This window comes from Neisseria zoodegmatis (genome assembly GCF_900187305.1).
In the GTDB taxonomy this organism is placed as follows: domain Bacteria; phylum Pseudomonadota; class Gammaproteobacteria; order Burkholderiales; family Neisseriaceae; genus Neisseria; species Neisseria zoodegmatis.
Genome location: NZ_LT906434.1, coordinates 1,186,355 through 1,199,018 on the forward strand (window position 1 = coordinate 1,186,355; position 12,664 = coordinate 1,199,018).

Here is a 12,664-nt window from a genome sequence, read left to right on the forward strand (position 1 = left end):
AGTTTGTGCTTAATTTTTAATCAGTTTGAAAATGTCTTTATGTTTCAAATAGAATATTGATTTATCCACAGAATACGCACAATTTTATGGGCAGATTCAGGGAATATTGCGGATAAGTTGTCGAGGGATAAAGAGCGCGGAATGGAATGTTTGGGAATAGGTACAAATGAAAAGGCCGAGACCTTTGCAAACCCCTCATCTGCGGCGCATTTCTGCGTTGTGCGCTGCCCGCTCGTTTGCCTATCGTGTGATATGTCTGCACTCGTTGCGCTGCTACGCCTTGAACTGCATCCACATCTGAGGGTTTTTCAAAAGTCTCAGGCCGTCTGAAAATGTTTTTCAGACGGCCTTTGGTTTACTGCTTCAATGGATAACCCAATCAATCCTGCTTTTTGAAGTGTTTGCGGCGTTCGTGCTCTTGCAGGTAGCGCTTGCGCAAGCGGATGGATTGCGGCGTGATTTCCACCAGTTCGTCGTCGTCGATAAACTCGACTGCACTTTCCAAAGTCAGCTTGATCGGCGTGGTCAGGCGCACGGCTTCGTCGGTGCCGCTGGCGCGCACGTTGGTGAGTTTTTTACCTTTTAAGGGGTTAACCACCAAGTCGTTGTCGCGGCTGTGGATGCCGATAATCATGCCTTCATAGATTTTTTCGCCGGGCGATACAAACATACGGCCGCGGTCTTCCAAGTTCCACAATGCGTAAGCCACCGCTTCGCCTTGCTCTTGGGAAATCAACACGCCGTTGTGGCGGCCGGGCATATCGGGTTTTACCGGTGCGTAATCGTCGAAAACATGGCTCATCAGGCCGACACCGCGGGTTAAGGTCATAAACTCGCCTTGGAAACCGATCAGGCCGCGGGCGGGGATGTGGTACTCCAAACGGGTGCGGCCGTTGCCGTCGCTTTCCATATTGGTAAGCTCGCCGCGGCGGCGGCCAAGCTCTTCCATTACCGCGCCTTGGTTGTCGTCGGGTACGTCAACGGTGAGGTTTTCATACGGCTCGCATTTTTGGCCGTCGATTTCACGGTAAACCACACGCGGTTTGCCGACGGCCAATTCGTAACCTTCGCGGCGCATGTTTTCCAACAGAATGGTTAAGTGCAGTTCGCCTCGGCCGGATACGCGGAAGATGTCGGCATCTTCGGTATCTTCCACGCGCAGGGCGACGTTGGTCAGCAATTCTTTTTGCAGACGGTCGCGGATTTGGCGCGAGGTAACGAATTTGCCTTCGGTGCCGGCCAGCGGAGAGGTGTTCACCATGAAGTCCATGGTTAAGGTCGGCTCGTCCACGCTCAACATGGGCAGGCCTTTAGGATTGTCTTTATCGGTGATGGTTACGCCGATGCCGATGTCTTCAATACCGGAAATAATCACGATATCGCCGGCTTCCGCTTCTTCCAACGGCACGCGTTCCAAGCCTTTGAAGCCTAAAAGTTGGTTGATGCGGCCTTGTGCGACCTGTTTTTCGTGGTTCATTACGGCAACCACTTGGCCGGGTTTGATGCGGCCGTTCAAGATGCGGCCGATACCTAAGCGGCCGGTGTAGTTGTCGTAGTCGAGTTGGGAAATTTGCAATTGCAGGGTTTCGTCTGCGCTGCCGCTAGGGGGCGGGGTGTGTTTGAGGATGGTGTCGAACAACGGGCGCATATCTTGGCTTTCGTCGTCTTCTTCCAACTTGGCAAAACCGCTCAAGCCCGAAGCGTAAACGATGGGGAAGTCCAATTGTTCGTCGGTGGCACCGAGGCTGTCGAACAGCTCGAAGGTTTGGTCGATTACCCAGCTCGGGCGCGCGCTCGGTTTGTCGATTTTGTTGATCACAACAATCGGGCGCAGACCTAACGCCAAGGCTTTTTTGGTAACGAAGCGGGTTTGCGGCATCGGGCCTTCTTGGGCATCTACCAGCAATACCACGCAATCGACCATGCCTAAGACGCGCTCTACCTCGCCGCCGAAGTCGGCGTGTCCGGGGGTATCGACGATATTGATGTGGTAGCCTTCGTATTCGATGGCGGTATTTTTGGCAAGAATGGTAATGCCGCGTTCTTTTTCGATGTCGTTGCTGTCCATCACGCGTTCGTCAACCTGTTGGTTGGCGCGGAAGGTGCCTGATTGGCGCAGGAGCTGGTCTACCAGCGTGGTTTTGCCGTGGTCGACGTGTGCGATGATGGCGATATTTCTGATTTGTTTCATGGGTTGATTTACGTCTTATCACTAAAAAATAACCGTGTATTGTAGCACGCTTATCGGATTCCTCGTGATAATTTGACGGTGGAAATCAAGCAGAAAAGATGAAAATCGAAAAATTTATCAATCGCTAAGATTGATGAAATTAAAAGAAAAATCGGAACTTGGATTGATATTGGAATAAAAGCTTCAAATGATGCTTTTTTGATTTGTTAATATAAGTTAAAAATGGAAAATAAATATTTTTGTTGCAACAGCTTATCAATATTATCAGCAACAAAACTTGAATATAAACAATTAAGTAAATTTTTCGATGCGATTTTCCGGCTCTATAGTTTTTTGATAATTATTTGTATTTTAAATAGAAAATTTGTGCAGGGGCTTGTTATTACATACAATTCGATTAAACGCACGGCGCCTGAAATCGAGGGGTTTGCCGGATTGATGAAACAAGAAAGGACACACCATGCAAGGCGACAAAGCTGTTATCGATTATATGAACGAATTATTGGCGGGCGAGCTGGCTGCGCGCGACCAGTATTTTATCCACTCACGCATGTATGCCGAATGGGGCTACACCAAACTGTTTGACCGCATCGGTCATGAAATGGAAGACGAAACCCTTCATGCGGAAGCGTTTATCCGCCGTATTTTGATGCTGGGCGGTACGCCGAACATGATTCCGGCCAAAATCAATGTGGGTGCCGATGTGGTAGAAATGTTGAAAGCCGATTTGAATACCGAATTGGAAGTACAGGCTGCGCTGAAAAAAGGCGTGAAACTGTGCGAAGAGAAGCAGGATTATGTGACCCGCGATCTGTTGGTGGCTCAACTGAAAGACACCGAAGAAGACCACGCTCATTGGTTGGAACAGCAATTGCGCCTGATTGAGCTTTTGGGCATGCAAAACTATCTGCAAAGCCAACTGTAAACGCGGCCTGCCGTTAAACCGAACATAAAGGAACTGATGATGAAAGGCGATCGTTTAGTTATCCAGAATTTGAATAAAAATCTGGGTTTGCTGCTGGTAACCATCAACCAATATTTCCTGCACGCCCGTATTTTGAAAAACTGGGGTTTGGAAGAATTGGGCGGGCATTTCTACAAGCAGTCTATTGTGGAAATGAAAGCGGCAGACGACATTATCGAACGTGTTTTGCTGCTCGAAGGTTTGCCGAACCTGCAAGATTTGGGCAAACTCTTAATCGGCGAAACGCCCGAAGAAATTTTGGCCTGCGATTTGAAAAAAGAGCAGGAAAAACATACTGCTTTGATTGAAGCGATTGCTTTGTGCGAAGAGAAGCAGGATTATGTTTCACGCCAGCTGTTGGAAAAACTGAAAGATATAAACGAAGAGCATATCGACTGGCTTGAAACGCAGCAGGAATTGATTGCCGGCATGGGCTTGGCAAACTATCTGCAAACCGGGGCGCAAGAGGACTAAAACACAAACCACTGCCAAATACAGCAGTCTTTTTGAATACCGGAAAGCAAACGGCATACATTTTTTATGTATGCCGTTTTTCTTTTGCCGGCCGGGATGTTTTCTACACGGCTTTTGGGCTTGAAGCTGATACAATAAGGCACGAGACCTTTGCAAAGCTCTAGATGTGGATGCAGTTCAAGGTGTAGCAACACAGCGAGTGCAGACATATCATATACAAGGCGAAGCGAGCGGGCAGCGCACAACGCAGAAATGCGCCGCAGATAGGGGTTTTGCAAAGGTCTCGGCACTTGTTGTTTTTAACCGATATATTCACCGTAAGAGGCCGTCTGAAATCATGAATACACCCGATTGCGCCATACTCGGCATGGGCTATTTAGGCAAAGCGTTGGCAGAAAAACTGTTTGAGCAGGGCAGCAGTGTGTCGGCGGTGAAAAAAACGCTCACCTCCGACGACATCAATCTGCCTGTGAGCCTGAATACCGTTGATTTGAATGATGAAGCCGTTTTTCAGACGGCCTTATGGGCAACGTGGGCGGATAAGCCCGTGTGGATTTGCCTGCTGCCGCCTTCGTCGGTGGTGCATTACGCCGAAATGCTGGAAAAATGGCTGGCTTTGGCCGCGCAGTATGGCGTGAAACATGTGATTTATTCCAGCAGCACCAGCGTGTACGGCGATGCGGCGCGGGTTTGCGACGAACACAGCGCGCTTGATCCGCAAACCGACAGCGCCAAAAAAGTGTTGGCAGCCGAGCAGGTGTTTTTGAACAGCGGCATTCCCAATATCGACATTTTGCGTTTCGGCGGGCTGTATTCCGTTGACCGCCATCCTTTAAACAGTTTGCTGAGACGCGGCGGCATCAAAAACGGCGGTCAGCCTGTGAACATTGTGCATAAAGATTTTGCCGTGGCCGCTTTGCATTTGGCGGCTTGCACGCCCGATGGAGTGCGCATACGCAATATCGTCGAGCCGCGCCATCCGTCGAAACGGGATTTTTATGGCGAAGAAGCGGCAAAACTGGGTTTGCCTGCGCCTGATTGTGAAAGCGCCGAGCTTGGCAGCGGCAAGATAGTCAATACCGCGTATGATGATTTTGCCTCAGTGTTTGCGTGATGCAGTTTATCAATTGATAGAAGACCTTAAGGCCGTCTGAAAAATCGAAAAGCGGTTTCAGACGGTCTCGACAGTGAAAGAAAAACATGACAGCCTTCCTTCCGATTATCAACCACCTTATCCAGCAAAACCGCGAAACCCAAGCCGCGCTTGCAGCGTTTGCGGGCAGCACGCTCAGTTTGCGCATGGCGGGCTTGCACATGCAGGGCACGTTTGACGAACAGGGTTTTTTGAAGCACAGCAACGCCGAAGCCGCTACCGAAATCAGCTTCCGCCAAACGGCCATACAAAAAGTATTGCAGGGGCAGACGCCCGGAGTGGGGGATGTGGAAATCAGCGGCGACACCGATTTAGGCATGGCTTTGCTGCCGTTGATCGGCAGCCTGCGTTATTACGTCCACGATGATTTGAGCCGCTTGTTTGGCGATGCGTTGGCGGGCGGCATCAGTACGCGCGCAGAGCAGGCGGGCAATCTGTTGAAAAAGATGGGCTTGAGCGTGCTGGAGCAGCTGGGCGAGTTTGCCAGAGAACCGGAATCGCCGGTTGCCGACCGCGAAACGTTGGCAGCATGGTCGCGTGAAGTGGATGCGTTGCGCGACGATGCGGAAAGGTTGGCCGCGCGGCTGGAAAGGTTCGAAAATCGTCAGAAATCGGCGGAATAGGGCGGGTTTTTGTTTCATATTGATGCAGGCTTCGAAATCTGTGGACGAGATTGCGAAGCCTGTTTTTTTAATTGCTGTGTTGCTGAAGGCCGTGCACGGGCGGATAGGTAATCCATGCCTTTACATACTGCGGTGAAACACAATGACTTTTGATTAAAACCTTGAGGCCGTCTGAAATGTTTTTTGTTTTTCAGACGGCCTCAAAGTTTTTTAAGTCTTGGTTGTGTATCTAAATTTTCAGCAGCTTTAGTCTGTCAATCAACTCAACGGTTTAAATCGCAAAATCAATTAACTCGTTTTGAGAGAACACATAAATCTGCTTCGGCACCAGCGCGATATTTTGTCCGACCGCCAGCCCGAGGCGGACGGCGTCGCTGTCGGCAAAGGTGATGTGTATGTCCCTGCTGTTTTCCGCTACGGTCAGATGGGTGAGTGCGCCGGCGGAGCGGATGGTGTGGATGCGGCCGTTGAGCATCGGCGTTTCGCTGTCGCCGGCAACCGTCCATTCGTGCGGGCGCACGTAGGCGGTAGCAATCTGTTCCTGCCATGCACCGGGCAGGTCTAAAGGCCATCTGAAACCGTTGTAATGCCATGCGCCTTTTTCGATGCGGCCTTCGAAGGCGTCGGTTTCGCCGAGAAATTCGGTGACGAAGGCGTTTTCGGGCTGGCGGTAGAGGCTTTCGGCGGTGCCGGTCTGCTCGATTCGGCCGTGGTTCATTACGACGATTTCGTCCGATACTTCAAGGGCTTCTTCTTGGTCGTGGGTAACGAGAATGCTGGTTACGCCGAGTTCGTGGTGGATGTCGCGCAGCCATTTGCGCAGCTCTTTGCGCACTTTGGCATCGAGTGCGCCGAAGGGTTCGTCGAGCAGCAGTAGCTTGGGTTCGACTGCCAGCGCGCGGGCGAGGGCGATGCGTTGGCGTTGGCCGCCTGAAAGCTGGTGCGGATAAGCTTTGGCCAGATGCGAAAGCTGCACGAGTTGCAGTAATTCCTCCACTTTGGCGCGGATTTTTTCTTTGCTCGGGCGTTCGGATTTGGGCAATACGGTGAGGCCGAAGGCGATGTTGTCGAACACGTTCATGTGGCGGAACAGGGCGTAGTGTTGGAATACGAAGCCCACTTTGCGCTCGCGCACATGTTTGCGGGTAACGTCTTGGCCGTCGAACAGAATGCTGCCGCTGTCGGCGTTTTCCAAACCGGCGATGATGCGCAGAAGGGTGGTTTTGCCGCAGCCGGAAGGGCCGAGCAGCGACACGAGTTTGCCGGTGGGCACGTTGAGGTTGATGTTGTTGAGGGCGTGAAATGAGCCGAAGTGTTTGTTGAGTTTTTGAATGGTGATGCTCATGCGGCGTTCCTTTCGGCAGCGGCGAGTTTGCGTTCTTGAATGCGGGTGATGATGTTTTGCACGGCAAGGGTGGCGAGTGCCAGCAATGCCAAAATACCGGATAGGGCGAATGCGCCGGTAAAGTTGTATTCGTTGTAGAAAATTTCCACCAGCAGCGGAATGGTATTGGTTTCGCCGCGAATGTGCCCCGAAACCACGCTCACCGCGCCGAATTCGCCCATCGCGCGGGCATTGGTGAGAATGATGCCGTAGAGCAGCGCCCATTTGATGTTGGGCAGGGTTACGCGCCAAAACATCTGCCAACCGCTTGCGCCGAGAATCAGGGCGGCCTGTTCTTCGCTGTCGCCTTGCGCCTGCATCAGCGGAATCAGTTCGCGGGCAACAAACGGAAAGGTAACGAAAAGCGTAGCAAGAATAATGCCGGGAATGGCGAAAATAATTTGAATGCCTTGTGCCTCAAGCCAGCCGCCGAGCGCGGTGTGTGCGCCGAACAGCAGCACGAACATCAAACCTGCCACCACGGGCGACACCGAAAACGGCAAGTCGAGCAGCGTGGTGAGCAACTGCTTGCCGCGGAAGTTAAAGCGGGTAAGCAGCCAAGCCATCGCTACGCCCAACACGGCGTTAACCGGCACCACAATCGCGGCGGTAATCAGCGTGAGCTTGATGGCCGACCATGCTTCGGGGTCGGTAATGGATTGGAGGTATAAATCCCAGCCGCCTTTTAGGGCTTCGTAAAACACGGCGGCCAGCGGCACTACCAGCATCAGCAGCAAAAACGCCAGCGCAACGGCAATCAGCGTCAGCCGCAGCCAGCGCGGTTCGGTCAGGTTCGGATTGGGCGGATTGGTTTTCATGGTTTTTAGGCTTGGTTTTGATTGATTTTCAAAATGGATAAAGAGGCCGTCTGAAAACGAATATCGAAACACGGTTCAGACGGCCCGAATATTCAAACTTTTGCGCCGGCACGTTTGCTCAAAGCCCATTGGCCGATGTTCAGCAAAAACAGAATCACAAACGAAATCATCAGCATAAACAACGCCACGGCCGATGCGCCCTGCACGTCGAACTGCTCCAGCTTGCCGGTGATGACCAGCGGCAGAATTTCGGAAACCATCGGGATATTGCCCGCGATAAAAATCACCGAGCCGTATTCGCCGGTTGCCCGCGCAAACATCATGCCTGCGCCGGTGAGCAGGGCGGGGGCGATTTCGGGCAGCAGCACGCGGCGGAACGTGGTGAAGCGGTTTGCGCCCAGCGTGGCCGCCGCTTCTTCGTATTCGCCCGACAATTCTTCCAGCACCGGCTGTACTGCCCGCACGATAAACGGCAAGCTCACCACCACCAGCGCAATCCAAATGCCGATGGGTGTGAACGCGATTTTGATGCCCAACGGTTCAAACCACCGTCCCAGCCAGCCGTTGGGCGCGTACAGCGTGGCCAGCGCAATGCCGGTTACTGCCGTGGGCAGCGCAAACGGCAAATCCACCAGCGCGTTGGCGATGCTTTTACCGGGAAACTCATAACGCACCAGCACCCACGCCACCAGTGTGCCGAATACGATATTGGTGAGCATGGCGTAAAACGACATCCGCAAGGTGAGCCATACCGCCGCCAGCACGTTCGGCTCGGAAATGGTTTGCCAAAAAGCCGTCCAACCGATTTCGCCCGCTTTAACGGCCATCATGGCAAACGGCAGCACCACCAAAAGCGACAGGCACAATACGGTGAGGCCGAGGCTGATTTTGAAACCGGGTAACACGCTGGGGGTTTTGAGCAGAAGCATAGTCGTGGCTTGATTGCAGTTATCGTATGGTGCAACTTTATACAGGCCGTCTGAAAAAGGGAAAGAATGGTTGGTTTTAATTAAAGATGATTTTGTTATAACCGGCGGCGGGCGGGGGCGTATGGGTGTGCGGCGTATAGGTTGTTCGGGATTGTTAAACGGCTTGCCCCGCACGGTTAATTGGTTTAAGTTGCAAACGATTTACCGGATGCATGTTGATGCCGCCGAATGCGGCGTTTTGCATGGCACGCATTGCCGATCCGGTATCCTAAATCATTGATGGCAGGAAAATTCATGAAAAAAATAATCGTGGCTTTGATTGCCGCTGCGGTAGTGGCGGGAGGGGTGTATGTTTCGTGCAAAAACGGTTCAGACGGCCTGCCGCAGGGCTTCGCCCAATCCAACGGCCGTTTGGAGCTGAACCGCTTTGACATTGCCAGCCTGTATCCGGGGCGGGTGCAGGCGGTGTTGGTGGACGAGGGCAGCGAAGTGAAAGAGGGCGACGTATTGGCCGAGCTTTCTTCCGTAACCAGCAGCAGCCAGCTTGAAGCTGCCAAAGCCCAGAAACAGCGCGCGCAGGAAGCGGTGGCGCGGGCGGATGCCGAAATCAGGGCTTACGAGCAGCAGCAGAAAGTGGCGCAGATGGAATTGGGCAATGCCCAAAGTTTGAAGCGCGACGAATTGGTGTCGTCGGCAGAAGTAAGCAAACGGCTGGCCGCGCGCGACGGTGCGGCGGCTTCGGTGAAAGCGGCGCGTGCCGCCCGTGCCGAAGCGGTGGCGGCAGTGGCGGCGGCTCAGGCGCAGATTAACCAAGCGGCTTCGGCCAATGACGACATGACCATCCGCAGCCCTAAAGCGGGCAGGGTGGAATACAAAATCGCCGAAACGGGCAGCGTGATTGCCGCAGGCAGCAAAGTAGTGAGCCTGCTTGATCCGGCTGATGTGTCGATGAACATTTTTCTGCCGAATGCCGAAGCAGGCCGTCTGAAAGTGGGCGGAGAAGCGCGGATTGTGCTCGACAACGTGGAGGCCGTGTTCCCCGCCAAAATCAGCTTTATCGCCACCGAAGCCCAATTCACGCCCAAATCGGTGGAAACACAAAACGAGCGCGAAAAATTGGTGTTCCGCGTGAAACTGAAAATCCCCGCCGACACCGCGCTGAAATATAAAGGTCTGCTCAAAGGCGGCATGACGGGCAACGGCTATGTGCGTACCGACGACGCGGCCCAATGGCCGTCTGAATTGGCGGTTAAGCTGCCGCAATAACGCCGTCCCAATGCCGAAATACAGCAACAAAACGATTCCGTACAAGCACAGAACAGAAAGGGCATTCCATGACCGACTTGCCGAATCAGGCCGAAGCTCAGGCACGCATCGACCACATTCAGAAACTTTACCGCGAATGGACGGATCTGTTCCCCAAACTCGAAGCCGCCCATCAAGACTGGCTGCGCGGCGAAGCCATAATGCGCGAGCTGGCGCAGTTTTACTTTGAAGGCGAATACATGCGCTACGTTCAAGCGCTTGAAGACGGGCTGGACGTGAACCTGCACACGCAAGGCGAATACAGCATCATGAGCGAAGATGCACTGTGGAACGCTTTTGCCGAACAGCAAAACCTCGCTTGGCAGCGGCTGCGTTCGGCTGTGGCGGTGTTGGACAGGGACGGCGGGAATGAGGCCGTCTGAAAACCATGCCTGTCTGAAAGCTGTTTTCAGGCAGGTATTTTTATGCTGTGAACCATCGCATAGACAACATAAAAATATTTTGAAATATAAATGATAATAATTTTTAAATGTATTAACATAATAAAATTCTTGAACCGATATTATTTTTATAGGTAACAGGATATTTTGAGATGAAAACATGTTTCACTTCAGTGGTTCTAACAGTAACGGCAATGGGAGCCGGAGCGCCGGCATGGGCGGAAAATCAGCCTTCTTTGTCGGATTCGGCACAGCAATCCCCGTTGCCGCAAGCGGTTGAAGTCGATACGGTAACGGTACGCGGTAAACGCATTACCATGGAAAAAGGCTATAAAGCCGAACGCAGCGACATTACTGGTGTCAACACATCCATTCTTGACACGCCTTACAGCATTGATGTGGTCACTCAAGAGCAGTTGCAGGATAAACAGCCGCAAACTTTGGAGGAGGCGGTAAAAGGCATCAGCGGCCTAACGCAAGGCAATAATCTGGCGGGTACTTTAGATACGGTTATGCGTAGGGGTTACGGAGGGAACCGCGACGGCTCGATTATGCGCAACGGTTTGACCAGCTCGATGGCGCGCAATTTCACGGCCAATGTGGAAAGAGTGGAAGTATTGAAAGGCCCGGCGTCAATGCTCTACGGAATGCAGAATCCCGGCGGCGTGATTAATGTGGTAACCAAAAAGCCTGACCACGTGAAAAGCAGCACGACCGTCAATGCGGGATACGGCAGCCGTGCGGCAAGGAATATCGGTGTCGATACCACCGGGCCTATCGGCAACAGCGGCTTTGCTTACCGTTTGGTTGCCGACTATCAAACCAAAAATTACTGGCGGAGTTTCGGTAGCAACACCGAATATGTCATCGCCCCTTCTTTATCTTGGAAAAACGATAAAACTAAGGTTTCGGCGGGCTACGAATATCAGAATTACGAAGGCGTGTTTGACCGGGGTACTTTTTTAGACGTTAGTGGCACGGCCGCAAATAATCCCAATTATGGCAAGGCGTTGGACATCCCTTTAAAACGCCGTTTGGACGACCCGATTAACGTGACCAAAGGTTATTCGCACACTTTCCAATTAAGCGGCGAACACAAGCTGAATGCCGATTGGCGGTTGCAGGCAGAGTACGGGTTCAGCAAAAATCATTACAACGATTGGCAGGCACGCGTGATGAGCTATAACGCCGCCAAGCGGGAAGTTAGCCGCCGTATCGACGGCACAAGGCCTTCCGATGCAGTTACGCACAGCCTGAACCTTTCTGCCAACGGCCTCGTTGACCAAGGTGAAAACATTACGCACAAATTGCGTGCATCTTTGCAATTGCAAGACTACAAATTGAAATTGGGCGATTTGCGCCGCAGCGCCACCCGTCACATCATGAGTGTGGACAATCCCATTTACGGGCAAAACTGGATTGAATCGACCAATCCGACGGCAGACGCGCGTACCAGCGATACGCTCGAGCATTACAAAACCGCCGCCCTGCTGCTGCAAGATTCCGCCTATATCGGCAACCGTTGGATTGTTTCCGGCGGTGTGCGCGGGCAGTGGCACAAAATAGAATCCGGGCAAGGCCGCCCGGCACGCTTCCGCAACCACAGTAGCGGTTTCGACCTGCTGCCGCAAATCGGCGCGGTTTACCTGATTAACCCGAGATGGTCGGTTTACGGCAATTTCGGCACATCGGCCAAACCTAATGCTTCGCGCAACATCGACTACGGCGGCAAAAAAATCCCGCTGGAAAAAAGCCGCCAGTTTGAGGTCGGCAGCAAATACAACGGAGAAAACCTTAGCGCGAATCTGGCTTTATTCCATATCAAAAAAAGCAATGTTGCACGCCCCGTAACTTTGGACAACGGTGAAGTGGAAATGCGCGTTATCGAAAAAAACCGCTCGCAGGGTATGGAAGTGGATGTCAACGGCAAAATTACCGACAAATTGGGTATTTCCGCCAATTACACTTTCACAGACACAAAAGTGGTTGAAGATAAAAACGAGCCGCTCAACGAAGGCACGCAATTCGGCAGCATTCCCAAACACACCGCCGGCCTGACGCTGTTTTACGACTTCGGCCGGGCGGCGGGCGGCAACTGGCGCGCAGGGGCGGGTTTGGACTACCGCGGCACATGGGGCTTTAATTATGTGCGGAACAACCAAGCCCAATGGTTCAAACTGCCTTCGGCAACCACATACAGCGCGTTTGTGTCTTATGACACAAAAGTCGGCGGAAAACCGTTGAATGTGCGTCTGACCGGTAAAAATCTGGGCAACAAGCAATACTTTGTGTCGCACACTACCGCCACCATGGAGCATTTGTCTATCGGTGAGCCGCGCACGGTAGCTTTGGGCGCCAAGTTAAGCTTCTGATACCTTGCCGCTGCCTTTGCATCTGGTTTTTAAAGAAGGCATCCCCCTAT

At 52.5% G+C, this 12,664-nt stretch carries 11 protein-coding genes and 1 pseudogene; 8 read left to right on the plus strand and 4 right to left on the minus strand.

What is annotated here, in order from left to right:
* Positions 1 to 184 precede the first annotated feature (184 nt).
* Positions 185 to 330 (plus strand): annotated as a pseudogene (locus tag CKV66_RS12540) (lipoprotein signal peptidase).
* Positions 331 to 379: 49 nt separating this feature from the next.
* On the opposite strand, the gene typA reads toward CKV66_RS12540, so the two are convergent.
* Positions 380 to 2,191 (minus strand): translational GTPase TypA, encoded by a 1,812-nt coding sequence (typA, locus tag CKV66_RS05530; RefSeq protein WP_085363156.1) that lies wholly within the window; start codon positions 2,189 to 2,191, stop codon positions 380 to 382.
* Positions 2,192 to 2,651: 460 nt separating this feature from the next.
* On the opposite strand from typA, the gene bfr (CKV66_RS05535) reads away from it, so the two are divergent.
* The 4 genes from bfr (CKV66_RS05535) (at position 2,652) to CKV66_RS05555 (ending at position 5,405) form a co-directional block, all read left to right on the plus strand.
* Positions 2,652 to 3,116 carry a bacterioferritin gene (gene bfr, locus CKV66_RS05535; RefSeq protein ID WP_085363157.1) on the plus strand — a complete coding sequence of 155 codons (465 nt, stop codon included), beginning with the start codon at positions 2,652 to 2,654 and terminating at the stop codon, positions 3,114 to 3,116.
* A gap of 39 nt (positions 3,117 to 3,155) precedes the next feature.
* The gene (bfr, locus tag CKV66_RS05540) at positions 3,156 to 3,629 is read left to right on the plus strand and encodes a bacterioferritin (RefSeq protein WP_085363158.1); all 474 of its coding nucleotides are present in this window, start codon (positions 3,156 to 3,158) and stop codon (positions 3,627 to 3,629) included.
* Between the two features lie 337 nt (positions 3,630 to 3,966).
* Complete coding sequence (locus tag CKV66_RS05550) at positions 3,967 to 4,743, plus strand: Rossmann-fold NAD(P)-binding domain-containing protein (protein ID WP_085363159.1); 777 nt, start codon at positions 3,967 to 3,969, stop codon at positions 4,741 to 4,743.
* A gap of 86 nt (positions 4,744 to 4,829) precedes the next feature.
* Complete coding sequence (locus CKV66_RS05555; RefSeq protein WP_085363160.1) at positions 4,830 to 5,405, plus strand: ubiquinone biosynthesis accessory factor UbiJ; 576 nt, start codon at positions 4,830 to 4,832, stop codon at positions 5,403 to 5,405.
* 271 nt (positions 5,406 to 5,676) lie between these two features.
* Here CKV66_RS05555 and CKV66_RS05560 read toward each other — a convergent pair whose 3' ends face one another.
* From CKV66_RS05560 to cysT, 3 genes are all read right to left on the minus strand, one after another.
* Entirely contained in the window at positions 5,677 to 6,750 is a 1,074-nt protein-coding gene (locus tag CKV66_RS05560; protein ID WP_085363161.1) for a sulfate/molybdate ABC transporter ATP-binding protein, read from the minus strand.
* Positions 6,747 to 7,607, minus strand: a complete 861-nt coding sequence (gene cysW, locus CKV66_RS05565; RefSeq protein ID WP_085363162.1) for a sulfate ABC transporter permease subunit CysW — start codon at positions 7,605 to 7,607, stop codon at positions 6,747 to 6,749. The genes CKV66_RS05560 and cysW overlap by 4 nt, the downstream gene beginning before the upstream one ends.
* A 92-nt stretch (positions 7,608 to 7,699) precedes the next feature.
* On the minus strand, positions 7,700 to 8,536 hold the full coding sequence (cysT, locus tag CKV66_RS05570; RefSeq protein ID WP_054598823.1) for a sulfate ABC transporter permease subunit CysT: 837 nt from the start codon (positions 8,534 to 8,536) through the stop codon (positions 7,700 to 7,702).
* 294 nt (positions 8,537 to 8,830) lie between these two features.
* Between cysT and CKV66_RS05575 the strand changes: the two genes are divergently transcribed.
* The 3 genes from CKV66_RS05575 to CKV66_RS05585 all read left to right on the plus strand — a co-directional run bounded on the left by CKV66_RS05575 (position 8,831) and on the right by CKV66_RS05585 (position 12,614).
* Positions 8,831 to 9,802, plus strand: a complete 972-nt coding sequence (locus tag CKV66_RS05575) for an HlyD family secretion protein (protein ID WP_085363163.1) — start codon at positions 8,831 to 8,833, stop codon at positions 9,800 to 9,802.
* Between the two features lie 68 nt (positions 9,803 to 9,870).
* Positions 9,871 to 10,224 (plus strand): DUF4298 domain-containing protein, encoded by a 354-nt coding sequence (locus tag CKV66_RS05580; RefSeq protein WP_085363164.1) that lies wholly within the window; start codon positions 9,871 to 9,873, stop codon positions 10,222 to 10,224.
* A 170-nt stretch (positions 10,225 to 10,394) separates the two neighbouring features.
* Positions 10,395 to 12,614: a TonB-dependent siderophore receptor gene (locus CKV66_RS05585; protein WP_085363165.1), complete on the plus strand. Its 2,220-nt coding sequence runs from the start codon at positions 10,395 to 10,397 to the stop codon at positions 12,612 to 12,614.
* The last annotated feature ends 50 nt before the right edge of the window (positions 12,615 to 12,664 follow it).